This is a genomic window from Roseibium sp. MMSF_3544 (assembly GCF_030732845.1).
In the GTDB taxonomy this organism is placed as follows: Bacteria; Pseudomonadota; Alphaproteobacteria; order Rhizobiales; family Stappiaceae; genus Roseibium.
In genome coordinates, this window is the sequence record NZ_JASHKA010000016.1 from 25,084 (window position 1) to 40,203 (window position 15,120).

General features: G+C 58.1%; 16 protein-coding genes. 3 read left to right on the forward strand and 13 right to left on the reverse strand.

Annotated features, from left to right (window positions below):
* The first annotated feature begins 73 nt into the window (after nucleotides 1-73).
* Nucleotides 74-2,098, forward strand: coding sequence for a S9 family peptidase (locus tag RBB47_RS20920; RefSeq protein ID WP_305987830.1), 2,025 nt, complete (start codon nucleotides 74-76; stop codon nucleotides 2,096-2,098).
* Nucleotides 2,099-2,143: 45 nt separating this feature from the next.
* Here RBB47_RS20920 and RBB47_RS20925 read toward each other — a convergent pair whose 3' ends face one another.
* From RBB47_RS20925 to RBB47_RS20935, 3 genes are all read right to left on the reverse strand, one after another.
* A complete protein-coding gene (locus tag RBB47_RS20925) occupies nucleotides 2,144-3,202 on the reverse strand; it encodes an adenylate/guanylate cyclase domain-containing protein (RefSeq protein ID WP_305987831.1) in 1,059 nt (352 codons plus the stop codon).
* Nucleotides 3,199-3,567 (reverse strand): group 1 truncated hemoglobin, encoded by a 369-nt coding sequence (locus RBB47_RS20930; RefSeq protein WP_305987832.1) that lies wholly within the window; start codon nucleotides 3,565-3,567, stop codon nucleotides 3,199-3,201. The genes RBB47_RS20925 and RBB47_RS20930 overlap by 4 nt, the downstream gene beginning before the upstream one ends.
* 224 nt (nucleotides 3,568-3,791) lie before the next feature.
* Nucleotides 3,792-4,601, reverse strand: a complete 810-nt coding sequence (locus RBB47_RS20935; protein ID WP_305987833.1) for an alpha/beta fold hydrolase — start codon at nucleotides 4,599-4,601, stop codon at nucleotides 3,792-3,794.
* 129 nt (nucleotides 4,602-4,730) lie between these two features.
* Between RBB47_RS20935 and RBB47_RS20940 the strand changes: the two genes are divergently transcribed.
* A complete protein-coding gene (locus RBB47_RS20940; protein WP_371932824.1) occupies nucleotides 4,731-4,973 on the forward strand; it encodes an ArsR/SmtB family transcription factor in 243 nt (80 codons plus the stop codon).
* 85 nt (nucleotides 4,974-5,058) lie between these two features.
* Here RBB47_RS20940 and phnN read toward each other — a convergent pair whose 3' ends face one another.
* The 9 genes from phnN to phnG form a co-directional block, all read right to left on the reverse strand.
* On the reverse strand, nucleotides 5,059-5,640 hold the full coding sequence (phnN, locus tag RBB47_RS20945) for a phosphonate metabolism protein/1,5-bisphosphokinase (PRPP-forming) PhnN (RefSeq protein ID WP_305987835.1): 582 nt from the start codon (nucleotides 5,638-5,640) through the stop codon (nucleotides 5,059-5,061).
* Entirely contained in the window at nucleotides 5,633-6,778 is a 1,146-nt protein-coding gene (locus RBB47_RS20950) for an alpha-D-ribose 1-methylphosphonate 5-triphosphate diphosphatase (RefSeq protein ID WP_305987836.1), read from the reverse strand. The genes phnN and RBB47_RS20950 overlap by 8 nt, the downstream gene beginning before the upstream one ends.
* The gene (locus RBB47_RS20955; RefSeq protein ID WP_305987837.1) at nucleotides 6,775-7,524 is read right to left on the reverse strand and encodes a DUF1045 domain-containing protein; all 750 of its coding nucleotides are present in this window, start codon (nucleotides 7,522-7,524) and stop codon (nucleotides 6,775-6,777) included. The genes RBB47_RS20950 and RBB47_RS20955 overlap by 4 nt, the downstream gene beginning before the upstream one ends.
* A gap of 117 nt (nucleotides 7,525-7,641) precedes the next feature.
* Nucleotides 7,642-8,346 carry a phosphonate C-P lyase system protein PhnL gene (gene phnL / locus RBB47_RS20960; protein WP_305987838.1) on the reverse strand — a complete coding sequence of 235 codons (705 nt, stop codon included), beginning with the start codon at nucleotides 8,344-8,346 and terminating at the stop codon, nucleotides 7,642-7,644.
* Nucleotides 8,347-8,354: 8 nt separating this feature from the next.
* Complete coding sequence (gene phnK / locus RBB47_RS20965; protein WP_305987839.1) at nucleotides 8,355-9,143, reverse strand: phosphonate C-P lyase system protein PhnK; 789 nt, start codon at nucleotides 9,141-9,143, stop codon at nucleotides 8,355-8,357.
* Nucleotides 9,140-10,069, reverse strand: coding sequence for an alpha-D-ribose 1-methylphosphonate 5-phosphate C-P-lyase PhnJ (locus tag RBB47_RS20970; RefSeq protein ID WP_305987840.1), 930 nt, complete (start codon nucleotides 10,067-10,069; stop codon nucleotides 9,140-9,142). Before RBB47_RS20970 ends, phnK begins: the two co-directional genes overlap by 4 nt.
* A complete protein-coding gene (locus RBB47_RS20975) occupies nucleotides 10,066-11,187 on the reverse strand; it encodes a carbon-phosphorus lyase complex subunit PhnI (RefSeq protein ID WP_305987841.1) in 1,122 nt (373 codons plus the stop codon). Before RBB47_RS20975 ends, RBB47_RS20970 begins: the two co-directional genes overlap by 4 nt.
* 3 nt (nucleotides 11,188-11,190) lie before the next feature.
* Nucleotides 11,191-11,832, reverse strand: coding sequence for a phosphonate C-P lyase system protein PhnH (phnH, locus tag RBB47_RS20980; protein WP_305987842.1), 642 nt, complete (start codon nucleotides 11,830-11,832; stop codon nucleotides 11,191-11,193).
* Complete coding sequence (phnG, locus tag RBB47_RS20985) at nucleotides 11,832-12,317, reverse strand: phosphonate C-P lyase system protein PhnG (protein WP_305987843.1); 486 nt, start codon at nucleotides 12,315-12,317, stop codon at nucleotides 11,832-11,834. The genes phnH and phnG overlap by 1 nt, the downstream gene beginning before the upstream one ends.
* Before the next feature lie 129 nt (nucleotides 12,318-12,446).
* Here phnG and phnF point away from each other — a divergent pair, with 129 nt between their 5' ends.
* The gene (gene phnF, locus RBB47_RS20990) at nucleotides 12,447-13,187 is read left to right on the forward strand and encodes a phosphonate metabolism transcriptional regulator PhnF (RefSeq protein ID WP_305987844.1); all 741 of its coding nucleotides are present in this window, start codon (nucleotides 12,447-12,449) and stop codon (nucleotides 13,185-13,187) included.
* A 138-nt stretch (nucleotides 13,188-13,325) separates the two neighbouring features.
* Here phnF and RBB47_RS20995 read toward each other — a convergent pair whose 3' ends face one another.
* On the reverse strand, nucleotides 13,326-14,951 hold the full coding sequence (locus RBB47_RS20995) for a BCCT family transporter (protein WP_305987845.1): 1,626 nt from the start codon (nucleotides 14,949-14,951) through the stop codon (nucleotides 13,326-13,328).
* Nucleotides 14,952-15,120: the final 169 nt, after the last annotated feature.

Here is a 15,120-nt window from a genome sequence, read left to right on the forward strand (position 1 = left end):
AAAATCAGCAATGCAATTCTGAGGTATAGTGCGGTCGAAAGCACCACCTCTCATTGTTGGTTGGAGTGTCTCAATGCTGTTGCCAAATTCAGTTTCTGCAAAATTCATATTCCTGCTTGCCGCGTTTATTGCCGTTCAAACCTCACCATTGGCGTTTGCACAAGACGCATGGACGCCGGAGACGAGTTTGAAGGTCAATCGCCTGTCAGACCTTTCGTTTTCTCCTGACGACACAAAGCTGCTTTACGGTGTGAACAGCGTCGACCTCGCTTCAGACGCTTATCAGGCCGAATTCTTCGTTGCGCAGTCAGATGGCACAAATGCCAGAACCTTGCTGGAAAAGTCCGCAGATCATTCATCCCCGCAATGGTCGCCGGACGGGCGCTTCGTCGCCTACCTGTCCACCTCCGGCGGCACCAGCAATATCTGGCTTATCGATGCCGCCGGGGGCGACGGTAGACAGCTGACAGACCTCTCGAGCGAGGTGTCCAGTTTCAAGTGGGCACCAGACGGGAGCTCAATCGCATTCGTCATGGCGGATCCGGATTTCGTTCCGCCTCCGGTGCAGGATTCTGATGTTTTTGCCAAGAACCAGCTTTGGCTTCAAAAGCTGAAAGACAATCAAGCTGATGGAGCGGCGATCAGTCTGACGCCGGATGCGGATTTTTCTGTCAGTGAATGGAGTGGGAACTGGTCCTATGACTGGGCTCCTGACAGCAGCAGGATAGTTTTTGCCCATCAGGAACGGCCCGGGCTTGACTACTGGACGAAGGCCCAACTTTCCATTGTGGATGTCGAAACAAGAAAAGTCCGCAGCATCGATGCCGGGAATGAGCATTGGAAGTATTTTCCAAGATACTCACCAGATGGAAAGTGGATCGCGTTCATTAACGCGCCTGGTCCGTTCAAGTGGTCTTTCCTGTGGGATATCAAGTTGTTCCCGGTTGGTGGCGGGGATGTCGTCGACCTGCATCAATCCAAAAATCGGCTGCCGTTTCCCTGGGAATGGGCGTCTGATTCCCAAAGCCTTTACTACATTGAAAACGATCGTGTGACCTATTCCTTCTACACGATGCCAATTGACGGATCACCTTATTCAAAGGTGTTCGGATCGCCGCAGGATCTTGGCGTTCCGGGCCTCAATACGTATCTGACTTCGTCTTATGTGGACGTCAGTTCAAGCGGCGACAAAGTCGCTTTCATCGGCCAGACACATGCGCAACCTCCGGAAATTTACGTCAGTGAGGTCGCTCAATTCGAGCCTGCGAAGATTACCCGGCTGAATGGTGAATTTGAGGGTATCGGGGCACTGCGGACGGAACTGGTCGAATGGAGATCGCTCGACAACACACCCGTCGAGGGGCTTCTGAGCTACCCCGAAGACTTCAGGGACGGAGAAACCTACCCGCTCGTGGTGCAAATACACGGTGGTCCGAATGGCGTTGATTTCAACGAATACCTGCCGCTGATGAAGTTCTTTGCCACGGCGGCGTATCTTGAAAAAGGGTATTTCGTCCTGCGCATCAACTATCGAGGTACACTGGGCTACGGCAGGGCCTTCCGGGAGGGCCTGGTCGGCAATTTCGGTAGGCCGGATTTTCAAGATATCATGTCCGGCGTCAATCATGTGATTGCAGGGGGTCAGGTTGACCCAGAACAATTGTTTGTCGTTGGCCAGAGCAATGGCGGAACCCTAACGAGCTGGATCATCACGCAGACTGATCGGTTCAAGTCTGCTTGTCCGATTGCAGGTGAAACGGATTACATCAGTCTGGAGGGCACCAACGGGTACTTTCAGACCAGCTGGTATCTGGGCGGCAGCTTCATTGACAATCTGCAGATGTTTCTGGATCGGTCACCGATCTTCCACGTAAAGAATGTGCGGACACCGACTTTGATCCAGGGCGGCCTGCTGGATGACAATGTGCCCCATACGCAGCTGGAAGAGTTCTATCGTGCGCTGAAGCGGGCTGGCGCGGACGCGCAGCTTGTGGGGTATCCCAAGTCCGACCACGACTACTATCCGCCAAATCTTTACCTGCGGCTGTTGCACTCATGTCTTGATTGGACCGAAAAACACCGGGGTTCCAACCCCTAGAGCCTTGGCAGAGCGGGGAACAGCTGATCTTCTACGGCGCGGGGCTCAGAATCGACCGGCCTGGCGGGCAAGCTCGATGCCCGGACTGACGCGCATCAGCCGCATCTCGCCGAAGCTGCGGATCTCCTGTTTTCCGAGATCGTCCAGATGAAACTCTTCGACGAGGTATTCTTTCATGGTATCCGGCGCGACGACGGCCATGGGTTTGGCAAAGGCCTGGAGGCGCGCCGCGAGGTTTACGGCGGATCCGAAGACGTCATAAACATATTTCTGGATGCCGACGACTGACCCGACGGCAGAGCCTGTGCCCAGTCCAATGCGTGCTTCCCACTTGTACTGATGGCTTTGATTGCGGCGTTCCAGGTAGCGGATAAAGCGCACGGCGCAGTTGGCGACGGCACGCATGTGGTCAGGAGACGGCTCCGGCATTCCGGAGACAGCCAGATAGGCATCACCAATCGTTTTGATCCGTTCGCAGCCGAACTGCTCTGCGATCCGGTCAAACGCGGTGAAAATATCGTTCAGTTCTCCAAGCGTGACTGTTGGGTCGTGTGTCGATGAAAACCGTGTGAAATCAACGAAATCCAGCATCACCACGGAGACGCTCTCGTAAAGCTGGGGCGTGACGACACCGAATGTCTTGAACTCTTCGTAGACGGAGCGTGGCATCAGGTTCAGCAACAGGCGCTCAACGCGTTCCTTTTCACGCTCCAGTTCGCGCGTGTTGCGCTCAACCATCGACGAGTAACTGTCGATCATCGATTCCAGTTCCCTGATCCGGGTAATGTTCTGGCATTCGACCACGAAAAGATTGTTGCCTTCCGCATCAGCGCTCGAAATCGAGAGCGCGATCACCAGTGTCCGACGCTTCAGCTTTACGGAAATTTCTCCGGTAAACCGCCCTGTCTCGTTCACCGACTCGCGCACTTTCTCCATGTCGATGTCCATCAGGACATCCGGCAATGTCGCGTCCGGCTCGGGCTTGCCGAACCATTCCGCAAAAGGTTCATTGGTGAACAGGAATTGCAGGTTGTCACCGCGCACGACGGCTATTCCAACGCCAATGGCACGCAACAGCTGCTGGTTGATTGCCGTAATGCTCATACGACGCCCGCCGAGAGAATACTGGACCGCCGCGCTTCAATCTCCGAAATGACGATTTTGATGTCTTGCGGCTCGAAGCCATGCTCGGCGAGCGATTCCTGCAGGAGCCGGCTGACTTCGTCGAAATCCTCGTGGGTCAGCTGCAGGGACGCGTGAGCCCGTCTGAGACGCTCGTCGGAATAGGAAACCGGCCCGCCCAGAAGGGCGGAAATAAATTTGGTCTGATGATCGATGAGCTTGGGCATATCGATTTCGTCGAAATAGTCGCCGATCTGGTCGGAATCGAGAACCTTGTCATAAAAGGCCATTACGATCCGGCTGACAGATTTGAAGCCGCCATATTTATCAAAAAGCGCCTTGCTCATGCCAATGAAACTCGATTGATTACAAATTACAAAGAAGTAGAGACAGAGTAGGCCACAGGGGCCGTAAAGGAAAGTTGTTTAGAACTTTCTCGAAAAATTTAATTTTGCCTATTTCTTGATCATTCGGTTCCGATTGCTTTGAATGAACAAAACAGACCGTGTAACGGTTTGGCTGTGGTTGGGAAACGGCGCGAAGCGTGTTTTCTCAGTTTCCAGAGCAGACTTCATACATTCGCCAACAAGGATCCCAGCAACGCCGCAGGCTCGTCCTCGTGGACAAGATGGGCTGCGTTCTCGATGGGTGTGAAGGACTTTGCATTGAGAAGTTTGAGAAGCTGCCGTCCCTGTTCAGGGGGGATGAATGTGTCGCGCATCCCCCAGGTGATGTGAACGTCGAAATCGGTCGGTCCGTAAAGCTTCTGCGCTTCTGCTATGTTGCCATCGTCCGCCTGCGCAATCTGGCGGTAGAAGGCCGCCTTGCCGAGCTCGCCAGACCAGGGTCCGAAATAGATCTGGACCGCGTCTTCGCGAAGCGGATGATGTGCGGCTGCCTGGATGTAAGCGCGGAACAACGCTTCGTGGGCGTAATCCGGCAGGCCCGCAAATGCGGGCTCGTAATTCGCGACATGGGCATAAAACGGTGAACCGGAGGGCAGCACTGCCACTGCGTTCACCAGATGCAGCTTGCCGTACTCAATGCCATTGACAAAGTGCCCGCGCAGCGCCGCAAGGCCTCCAAAATCGTGGCCTATGACTTGCGGCCGGACAAGAGACCACTCCGCAATCAATGCTTCCAGGAGGTTGCTCTGAACAGATTCAGTCACGTTTTGAGAAGGCCCCTTTTCAGACAGGCCGGTCCCAAGCATATCGAAGTAGTAGACCTTGTGCGTCTTCGCCAGCCAGGGCGCAATTGCGCGCCAGGCCTGCGATGACCAGGGGAATCCATGGACGAGAACGATCGGCTCACCTTCGCCAATGGCACCCCAAGCGACGGACTGACCGTCAAAGACAAACCGTTCATTGAGGGGTAGCATCTGTTTCTCCATCAGATTGACAAATAGCAAATTTGCTATATGAATATAGATATGTCGAATCGAGAAGATCAAGTCAAGGCGCTTGCAAACGAAACCCGGATTGAAGTCCTGAGATTGCTGGATCGGCCAATGGATCACTTTGCCCATCAGGAGTCGGCAAACCCCGTTGAAACAGGGGTGTGCGTCCAGTTGCTTGCGGAACATTTCGGGATCAGTCAGCCGACGATGAGCCGGCATATTGAATTGCTGAAGCGTGCGGGTTTTATCCGTGCGCAGCGCAAGCAGAAATGGACTTATTGCAGGCGAGATGAAACAGCGCTTGCGGACTATGCAGGCTGGTTGAAATCCAGCTTGAATATCAAATCCGACTGACCGTCGTTCCCGCGCGAAATGCGGTGAGGACGGATCGGATTTTCAGTCGCAGAAAGCTTCGCGGAAAAGAAGGAAGACGTCCACGTCAGTTCTGAATCGACAGCGCTGCCATCATCCTGGAAACACCTTCACCGATCGATCCCGTGTTTTCGATCCGGACAAGATTCGGCACATCCTGTGGTTCCAGATCCGCGCGCCGAAGGCGGTTTTCAATGGCCTCGCGGCTCTCGCGGCCACGGGTGGCGAGGCGCGCCGCAAGGATGTCGACAGGCGCGGTGATCAGCAGAACGATCGCCGTTTGATACTTGTCCGAGGCCTGGTGAAGAACACGGCGCGACCCGTTTGCAATCACCGTATCGCCGTTCCTGATAAGGTCGTCGTAATTCGCCGGGATAACGTAGCCGAGACCATGTGCTTCCCAGGAAAGCGCGACTGTTCCGTTGGCGACCATGCTGTCGAATTCGGGGCGGGTCAGCGTGTCGTGGTCTTCCGCATTCGGGTCGGCATCACGGGTAATTGCGCGCCGGGCGAAGTGAACGCCGGTCTTGTCCTGGAGCCTTTGCCTGAGTGCGGACATGAGCGTGTCCTTGCCCGCACCGCTTGGGCCGACAACGAGCACCATTCGGCCCGGTCCCAGTTTTCCTGCCGATGTTTCCGTATCAGGCAACCCGTCTGCCCTCGCGCCAGACACCGCGCACGATCGGCACGCTGCCGACGAGCTTCACCTGGATCAGGTCTGCACGAAGACCCGGCGTCAGGGAGCCGCGGTCGTCCAGGCCGATCGCCCTGGCAGGGCTTGATGTGACCATGGCAGCGGCCTGTGGCAGATCGATTGCCTCGATCTCGTCGGCAAGCTGGAACGCGGCCTGGATCAGGGAGACCGGCACATAGTCGGAGGACAAAACGTCGAGATAACCTGCTTCCGCCAGTTCCCCTGCTGAAACATTGCCCGAATGGGAGCCGCCGCGGACGACGTTGGGGGCACCCATCAGAACCGCCATTCCTGCTTCATGCGATGCCTTGGCAGCTTCAACCGTTGTCGGGAATTCAGCGATCTTTGTGTTCAGCGCAATGGCCTCTTCCACGTGGCCGATGGTGGCATCGTCATGGCTGGCGATGGCTATGCCCTTGCCCTGGGCGATGTCGGACAGTTTCCTGCGGTTGTCCGGGGCAAGCCCACTGGCGCGTTCCTGCCGGCGCCGGATGAACTCGTCCATCTGGGCATCGGTGAAGCCCTTCTTGCCCTGATAATAGGTTTTGTACGCATCGAGGGAGACGAACTGGCGTTGTCCGGGCGTGTGATCCATCAGGGAAATCAGCCGTATGCTGTTGTCGTCCTCAAAGACCTTGTAGGCGTTCAGCACATCGGGTGCGGAAACTTCGCAGCGCAGATGAATGAAATGGTCGGCCCGGAGCCGGTGTTCGCGCTGACCGGTCTCGATCGCATCCGCAAGGGCGCGCATATCCGAATAGCGCAGGTCCGCATCTTCATCCATGCCGACGCGAAGCGCGTCAAAGACGGTGGTGATGCCGGCGCACGCGATTTGTGCATCGTGTGCCTGAACAGCGGAGACCGTGTTCCAGCGCACCTTCGGGCGCGGCGCATAGTGTGTTTCCAGGTGATCTGTGTGCAATTCGATCAGGCCGGGGAGGAGAAAATCGCCTTCGCAATCGTGTCCATCAACGTTGGTCGGTGTCTCGATGGCCTCGATCATTCCGCCTGTATTCACGCTCAAGGAGCCATTGATCACCTCGTCCGCCAGAACCAGCCTGGCGTTCTTGAAGACTTTCAAATGCGTGCTCATGCATTCTCCTTGGGGGTCAATAGGGCGGCATGCGATTCTGCCGTCACAGGCGACGTCTCACCTGTCAGATGGAACACTGTGTGAACGTCAAAGGGGGCATTGCGTTCCGGTTCGACATAAAGCGCAAACGAATTGCAGATGCGCGGTTCACCTGTCACAGCCGAAAAATAGTCCCTAGCCGCCGCAGCGATCTTGCCGGCCTCTGTTTCATTTTCCAGCTTGTTGGACAGGGTCATGTGGAAGCGAAACTCATCGAAGATGTAAGGGTAGCCCCACCCGGTCAGATAGGCGTCCTGCTTCTGCGTGAGGTTGCTTCTGCGGCGCCGTTCCAGGTCGGCTTCGGACAGGGGTGCCCGGAACATCTCGAAGCGGTGGACGCAGATGGCAGCGAAGGCGGCAAGTCCCGGTTCGTTCTGGTCCGTCGTAAGTGCAAGGAACTTCCCGAGACGATTGACGCCAAGTCCCTTGATTTCGAAGGGTGCGATGTCGTCCGCGAACGCCTTACATGCGTCCAACAGCGCGGCTTCGCTGACATCGGGATGAAGGTGAAACGGCGCCTTGAGGGTCCCGTGAAAACCGTAACGCCGGGGGCTGTCGGTCAGATCCTGAAAGCGCGACGCGTCGACGCCGTCGACGTCCGGCTGGCGCAGCGAAGAGCCGGTAAACGGGTCGCGGCCCAGCCAGGCATTGCCCAGTTGCATCAGAGGATCGTCCGCACCGGCGGCAAAATAGATGGCATAGCGCATAACAGAATCACGGGTCGTTTTCGTCTGGCCGGGAGGTTGGCCTAAAGGCGAGCGGTGACTGTTCTGTGACAGTTTCCGTCCGTCTGCAACTATTTCTTCAAAGGTTCTCCATCGGCCTCAGGCAGCCACGTCGGCCGCAAAAGTGGTGACGTCGATGATGCGGTCGGCAATCTCCTCGCGCACATCCTGATCGTGCAGGATGCCGACCATGGCGACGCCCTGTTCCTTCTTTTCCTGTACCAGCCGCACGACGACAGCGCGGTTGGCGGCGTCGAGCGACGCCGTCGGCTCGTCCAGAAGCAGGATCGGATAGTGGGCAATGAAACCGCGGGCAATGTTGACGCGCTGCTGTTCGCCGCCGGAGAAGGTTGCCGGAGGCAGGGTCCAGAGACGCTCCGGAACGTTCAGCCGGGCAAGGAGCGAGCGCGCCTTCTCCACGGCCTCCTCTTCGCTGGCGCCCTGGGCGACCAATGGCTCGGCGACAACGTCTTCGGCGGAAACACGCGGAATCGTGCGCAGGAATTGGCTGACATACCCGATCGTATCTTCGCGCAGTTTCAGCACCTGCCGCGGTTCGGCACCGGCGACATTGACAATGTCGTCACCGATTGTGACCAGGATCTGGCCCTTGTCGCAGCGATAGTTGCCGTAGATCATTTTGAGAATTGAGCTTTTGCCGGCACCGGACGGACCGCCAAGCACGACGCACTCACCAGCGCTCACCGAGAATTCGACTTTCTCCACGACCGGAATAACCGTGCCGCCCTGCAAATGCATGGTGAAGGACTTGCCGACATTGTTGAGATAGAGACGGACAGGCATTTCGGACCTCACACCTGCAAGATGGATGAAACGAGGAGCTGCGAATAAGGCTCGCGCGGGTCGTCAAGAACCTGGTCTGTGAGACCGGCTTCAATGACATTGCCGTAGCGCATCACCATGATGCGGTGTGACAGCAGGCGGGCGACCGCAAGGTCGTGGGTGACGATCACGACGGAAAGACCCAGATCGGAAACGAGTCTGCGAAGCAGGTCGAGCAAGCGTGCCTGTACGGATACATCCAGGCCGCCGGTCGGTTCGTCCATGAAAACGAGGCGCGGGCGTGTGACCAGGTTCCGTGCGATCTGCAGGCGCTGGCGCATGCCTCCGGAAAAGGAGCGCGGGTCGTCGTCGATCCGGTCGCTGTCGATCTCCACGCGGCCGAGCCAGTCGTCGGCCGTTGACCGGATGTTGCCGTAGTGACGGTCGCCGATTGCCATCAACCGCTCGCCGACATTGGCGCCGGCAGAAACATTCATGCGCAATCCGTCGGCTGCATTCTGGTGGACGAAACCCCAGTCGGTGCGCATCAGCAGGCGCCGCTCCGCCTCGGTGAGCTGATAAAGATTGCGCATGGTGCCGTCGCGCATGCGGTACTCAATCGCGCCTGCTGTTGGGGCCAATCGGGTGGAGAGGCAGTTGAGAAGCGTCGTTTTGCCGGATCCGCTTTCGCCCACGATAGCGAGCACTTCACCGGGCCAAAGATCGAAAGAGACGTCGGAACAGCCAACACGATCGCCGTAGTAACGGGTGACGTTATGAACCTGAAGGAGCGGTTCGTCCGATTGAAAAAGGCTCATCGGGCTGTCTCCTCTTGTGATGATCCACCGATCTGGACAGCTGCGGGGTCGGCCGCCATGGGTCCGACATGTCCTGCCGCGCGGCGCTCCTCGCAGAAGTTGCTGTCAGAGCAGACGAACATGCGCCCGCCGCGGTCATCGAGAATGACCTCGTCGAGATAGACGTTCCGCGCCCCGCAGAGGGCGCAGGGTTTGTCGAATTTCTGGACCTCGAACGGGTAATCCTCAAAGTCGAGGCTCTTCACCTTCGTGTAGGGCGGAATGGCATAGATCCGCTTTTCACGGCCCGCCCCGTAAAGCTGGAGCGCGGCCATCTCGTCGATTTTCGGGTTGTCGAACTTCGGTGTCGGCGAGGGGTCCATCACATATCGGTCGTTGACCTTGACCGGGTAGGCGTAGGTGGTCGCGATGTGGCCGTTCTTGGCAATGTCCTCATAGAGTTTCACATGCATCAGGCCATAGTCCTCGAGTGCATGCATTTTTCGGGTTTCAGTCTCGCGCGGTTCCAGAAAACGGAGCGGTTCGGGAATCGGGACCTGGAATACGATGACCTGGTCGTCCGTCAGGTCCTTTTCCGGAATGCGGTGGCGGGTCTGAATGACAGTCGCCTCGGACGTCTCATATGTCGTTCTGATACCCGCTGTCTTTTCAAAGAAACCCCGGAGCGAAACAGCGTTGGTGGTGTCGTCCGAGCCCTGATCAATCATCTTCAGGCAATCATCCTTGCCGAGGATGGCTGCGGTCACCTGCACCCCGCCCGTGCCCCAGCCATAGGGCATCGGCATTTCGCGTGAGGCGAAAGGCACCTGATAACCGGGAATGGCAATCCCCTTCAGGATTGCACGGCGGATCATTCGTTTGGTTTGTTCGTCCAGATAGGCGAAATTGTATTCGCCCTGGTCATAATTCTCAGCCGTGTCGCTCATTCTGCGGCCTCCTGGGACGTGTCGCCGTTTTCTTCGCGGGCGCGCTTTTCAAACCACTCGCCGCGCATGCGGCGGACAAGGTCGAGTTCGGCCTGGAAATCGACGTAGTGGGGGAGTTTCAGGTGCTCGACGAAGCCGGTCGCCTGGATGTTGTCTGAATGGGAAAGGACGAATTCAATGTCTTGTGCGGGGGCCGTCTGTTCCTCGCCCAGCTCCTGCCAGCGCATGGAACGGTCGACCATCGCCATCGACATGGCCTTGCGTTCGACCTGGCCGAATACGAGACCATACCCCCGGGTGAAGGTCGGTGCCGCCTTGGCCGAGCCCTGGAACTGGTTGACCATCTGGCATTCCGTGACCTTGATGGCGCCGAGCGTCACGGCAAAGCCAAGCTCTTCGGCGAAGAACTCGACCTCTACTTCGCCGTACCGGATTTCGCCGGCAAAGGGGTGCGTGCGGCCGTAACCGCGCTGCGTCGAATAGGCAAGCGCCAGAAGAAATCCCTCGTCGCCGCGTGCCAGGTTTTGAAGGCGCAAATCCCGGTCGGCCGGAAACGCCAGCGGTTCGCGCGTCAAGTCGCCGACAGGAGCGTCTTCGTCGGTCACCGGATCCGGTTCCATCAGGCCCTCGTCGCCGAGCAGGTCGGTCACGCGCGGCATCGCTTCGTCCGAGGTTTCGGCGGTTTCCGCAACCGGTTCGACGCTGCCTTCTTCTGCGGCCAGCTTGAAATCGAGCAGGCGGTGGCTGTAGTCGAAGGTTGGACCGAGAACTTGTCCGCCGGGCAGGTCCTTGTAGGTCGCAGAGACGCGGCGCTCGACCAGCATCTTTGCCGTGTCCACCGGCTGGCTGTAGCCGAAACGCGGCAACGTAGTGCGGTAGGCGCGCATGAGGAAGGCAGCCTCAATCAGATCGCCGCGCGACTGTTTGATCGCCAGTGCGGCCAGTGTCTCGTCGTAAAGCGACCCTTCGCCCATGACGCGGGCGACCGAATGAGAGAGCTGCTCGGCAATCTGCTCCAATGTCAGTGCAGGAACGGAGGTGTCACCTCTGCGGCGCTTGGCGAGCAGCTTGTGAGCGTTCCGGATGGCTTTCTCGCCACCTTTGACGGCAACATACATGACTCAGGCCTCCGTAAGCGTGATGCGGGTGGACCGGGGCAACGCGGCAATTTCCTTTTCGCCGGCAAAGACAAGGTCGATACCGCGCGGGAACTGCCGGTTGTTGGACACAACCTGGTCCCAGAAAATAGGCGGGGTCGGTCCGGTGCTGAAAGAGATCTTCTCCTTGATGCCGGGGCCTTCCAGGGTTACCGCCTGGGCCTTGCCGAATACCTGACCTGTCAGGATCACCGTGGTCGACTCGTCCGGATATTCGGCTGATCCCTGGTTGAAGCTCGTCAGCGGGATCATCGATCCGGGTTCGCTGACAAGCGCAAAGGCCGCTTCAACCGGCTCGCTCAGGATCGGTGCCACGGTGTGAAAGCGCAGGAACGCCTTGACCGCATCGGACTGCATCAGCGGCCGGTCAAGCCAGACCGGCGTATCGTAGTCGAACAGCGTCAGCGCGATCGCTGCTGCGGCCGGTGTCAGGGGCGCCGGCGGGGTGAGCTTTCCGAGTTCAAGTGTCTTGCGGGTTCCGGGCCGCGCCATGACATCCATGATGGCGCGAAAGCAGCCTTGTGCGTCATGAACCGGATCAGCAAAACCGGCGGCAAGCGGCGCGGTCCGGATTGCTCTGTTTTCCGTTGTGATTGACGGTTCCATCAATTGTCTCCCCGCACCATGGTGAAGAAGTTGACTTTGGTGGCCTCGGTTTCTTCCTTGACCGTCTCGTTCATGGCCGTCTGTGCGTCGGCAAGCGGCGCGATGATGTCCCGTTCGATGCGGTCTCGGTCGCCGCTGCGTTGCCACAGAGCATCAATCACCGCGGACTGGAGCGCTTTTTCCTTGTTGCGTCCAAGGCTGTAGGAACTGCCCGTTTCCCCCGTGGTGAGCCGGACAACGCAGCGCGTCACCGTCACCTCACCGAGATTGAACGGGCTGCCGGTGCCGCCCATTCGGCCGCGCACCATGACAAGGCCCGTCTCGGGCTGGCGCACCAGTTCGTAAGCCGGAGTGTCAAGCGCGTGGAATTTTTCGGCGACGGCCGCAGGCTTTGCTGCAGCAAGCGTTGCCATGACTTTCTGGCGTGCAGCCTGCGCGCCATCTGGGGAATTCTGGTGGGAGTCCTGGGGAGTGGTTTCGATCATGAGTCGCGCCTTCGGGTTGGCGATAACTGAAGAGAGGTCAGAGACAGCTTGTCTCTATTCCAAATTTGTCTATTTGTCTATACAAATAATCCAGTTGACTCTGTGGTACCGAAATTTGATGACGTGCACATGACGAACAACACCATTCTCGATCGCAGCGCCGGCATTGCGGTTTGGCGCCAGATCATGGAAACGCTGAAGGCGGAAATCGTCAGCGGTGCCTTTGAAGAAGGCAGCCGTCTGCCCCCGGAATCGGATCTGGCTGCGCGCTTCGGCGTCAACCGCCACACCGTTCGGCGGGCGATTGCTGCCCTGACCTCGGAGGGGATCCTCAGGGCCGACCAGGGCCGGGGAACATTTGTCGCCTCGGCTCCGCTCAGCTATCCGATCGGTCCGCGCACAAGGTTTTCCGAAATCGTCTCAGGTCAGGATCGCGCCCCGAGCGGCCGCTTGATCGGATCAGCGCTGGAAGAAGCCGATGCGCTGCTCGCGAACCAGCTTGAAGTCCCGCTCGGCACGATGCTCATCCGTCTTGAAACCCTGCGGGTCGCCGATGGCGTTCCGATGATTGTCGGCACCAGCTGGTTCGAGCAGTCTCTGGTGCCGAATTTCGTGGCTGATTACGCGGAAAGCGGTTCTATCACCAAGGCTCTCAAAAAAGCGGGCATTGAAGATTACCGGCGCAAGGAATCGCGCATAACTGCCGAACTCGTCGAAGCAAAGGACGCACAGCAGCTGGGGCTTGCGCTGGGTCAGCCGGTTCTCGTCGTTGAAAGCGTCAATCTCGACATGACAGGCAAGACGATCCAGTACACGCGGGCGCGCGCAGCAGCGGACCGGTTGCAGCTTGTGGTGAATGGGGAGGTTTGAGCAAACGTATCGAGCCTTGCCGGGATCAGCGACTCAATGCGGGACATCATCAAGTTCAGAATGCGGCTTATTGGCCGGTTGAATTCCTGAAGCCCGGTTTGAACGGCGGGCAAGGGTTTGCCCGCCGCCACATCGTTTTTATTCCATATCCATCTTGGCGCGCTCGGCCCTGAGTGCCAGCCATAGGCAGTAGCACATCACCAGCACGACAAGCGTGAAAGGAATACCCGTCGAGACTGCTGCGCCTTGCAAGGCCGCGAGGCCGCCTCCAAGCAGAAGGGCGATGGCGACCAGTCCTTCCAGCGTGCACCAGAAGACGCGCTGAATAACCGGAGCATCCATCTTGCCGCCAGCGGTGATCGTGTCGATCACGAGCGATCCGGAGTCCGAAGATGTCACGAAGAAGATGACAATCAGCAGCAACGAGATCGGTGCGACGATCTGATAGAACGGCAGTTCTTTCAGGAAGCCGAACAGGGCGCCTTCCGGCTTGTAGGCTTCGATGACCGTTGCCCTGACGCCGTCCGCGCCACCGGCATTGAGCATGTCGATGGCTGCACCGCCGAAGGTGGACATCCAAAGTGCACAGACAGCGGTCGGTGCAATCAGCGCGCAAAGCACGAACTCACGCACCGTGCGGCCCTTGGAGATCCGGGCAATGAACATGCCGACGAACGGCGACCAGGCAATCCACCATGCCCAGTAGAATGTCGTCCAGCCGTGGAAGAAACTGGTGTCCTCTCGTCCGAACGGGTTAGAGAGCGCCGGAAGCATCATGATGTAGTCCGTCATCACCGAGAAGTACCGGGTGGCCGCCGCGGCAACGCCGGTCGTAACGATGACAAACAGGAACAGACCGACCGCCATGATCATGTTGATTTCAGACAGTCTCTTCACGCCTGCGTCCATGCCAAGCAGGACCGAGCCGAGCGCGATCGCGGTGATGCCAATGATCAGAAGGACGACGACAGTCGGAGACTGCTCGATTCCGAAGACCTCATAAAGGCCTGCGGCAACCTGCTGTGCGCCGAGACCGAGCGACGTGGTCAGGCCGAACAGGGTCGCGAAGACGGCCAGTGTATCGATAGCGTGGCCCCACCATCCCCAGACGCGTTCACCGAGCAGGGGATAAAAAGCGGAGCGCAGGGTCAGCGGCAGATTGAGATTGTAGGCAAAGATTGCCAGCGACAGGCCGACCGCGGCATAGACCGCCCAGCCTTCGAGACCCCAGTGGTGAATGGTGCCGACAATACCGGCATACTCATTTCCAGGCTGAGTGATGTCGATGCCGAGTGGGCTCGCGTTCCCGCTTTCCGCAAAGTTATAGTAGACCGGCTCAAGAACGCCGAAGAACAGCAGGCCGATGCCGATACCGGCTGCGAACATCATCGCAATCCAGCCGGCATAGGAATAGTCAGGCTTTGCGTCCTTGCCGCCGATCCTGACCGAACCAACCGGCAGGACGATGAGCACCAGACAGAACAGCGTGATGGCATTCACGGACAGGACGAGGAACCAGTCGAAAGTGCTGGTCAGCCACGGTCTCAGCCAGCCGAAGAACGAAGCGGCAGATTCCTGGTTGGCCAGCGAGATCAGGACAAATGCCGCGATCACGATACTTGAAACCAGGAAAACAGGATTGTGCAGGTCCAGACCAAAGGGCCGGATATTGTCCTGTCCCAGTTCGTATTCTGTCTCGAAATCCCAGACCCTCGGGTCGGGATCGAGCATCTTCTTGCCAGTTTCGGGTTTTGCGTCAGACATGTCCCCTCCATCCGTTAACAGTCCACCCACCGACAGCGTTGCATAACTTAGGGGCAGGTGTCTAATGATTGTGCGAGCAAATGTCGCATTGAAACGGTCGAATACGTCACGGGGTATCGCAGAGCCGACTTACAACTGGCATGCACGCAATAAAGAACTGCCGGTTTTC

Excerpts from the sequence above, each read along its gene's own strand:
- RBB47_RS20920 (WP_305987830.1), top strand. The coding sequence starts at position 74 with ATGCTGTTGCCAAATTCAGTTTCTGCAAAATTCATATTCCTGCTTGCC.
- RBB47_RS20925 (WP_305987831.1), bottom strand. The coding sequence starts at position 3,202 with ATGAGCATTACGGCAATCAACCAGCAGCTGTTGCGTGCCATTGGCGTT.
- RBB47_RS20930 (WP_305987832.1), bottom strand. The coding sequence starts at position 3,567 with ATGAGCAAGGCGCTTTTTGATAAATATGGCGGCTTCAAATCTGTCAGC.
- RBB47_RS20935 (WP_305987833.1), bottom strand. The coding sequence starts at position 4,601 with ATGCTACCCCTCAATGAACGGTTTGTCTTTGACGGTCAGTCCGTCGCT.
- RBB47_RS20940 (WP_371932824.1), top strand. The coding sequence starts at position 4,731 with ATGGATCACTTTGCCCATCAGGAGTCGGCAAACCCCGTTGAAACAGGG.
- RBB47_RS20950 (WP_305987836.1), bottom strand. The coding sequence starts at position 6,778 with ATGAGCACGCATTTGAAAGTCTTCAAGAACGCCAGGCTGGTTCTGGCG.
- RBB47_RS20955 (WP_305987837.1), bottom strand. The coding sequence starts at position 7,524 with ATGCGCTATGCCATCTATTTTGCCGCCGGTGCGGACGATCCTCTGATG.
- phnL (WP_305987838.1), bottom strand. The coding sequence starts at position 8,346 with ATGCCTGTCCGTCTCTATCTCAACAATGTCGGCAAGTCCTTCACCATG.
- phnK (WP_305987839.1), bottom strand. The coding sequence starts at position 9,143 with ATGAGCCTTTTTCAATCGGACGAACCGCTCCTTCAGGTTCATAACGTC.
- RBB47_RS20970 (WP_305987840.1), bottom strand. The coding sequence starts at position 10,069 with ATGAGCGACACGGCTGAGAATTATGACCAGGGCGAATACAATTTCGCC.
- RBB47_RS20975 (WP_305987841.1), bottom strand. The coding sequence starts at position 11,187 with ATGTATGTTGCCGTCAAAGGTGGCGAGAAAGCCATCCGGAACGCTCAC.
- phnH (WP_305987842.1), bottom strand. The coding sequence starts at position 11,832 with ATGGAACCGTCAATCACAACGGAAAACAGAGCAATCCGGACCGCGCCG.
- phnG (WP_305987843.1), bottom strand. The coding sequence starts at position 12,317 with ATGATCGAAACCACTCCCCAGGACTCCCACCAGAATTCCCCAGATGGC.
- phnF (WP_305987844.1), top strand. The coding sequence starts at position 12,447 with ATGACGAACAACACCATTCTCGATCGCAGCGCCGGCATTGCGGTTTGG.
- RBB47_RS20995 (WP_305987845.1), bottom strand. The coding sequence starts at position 14,951 with ATGTCTGACGCAAAACCCGAAACTGGCAAGAAGATGCTCGATCCCGAC.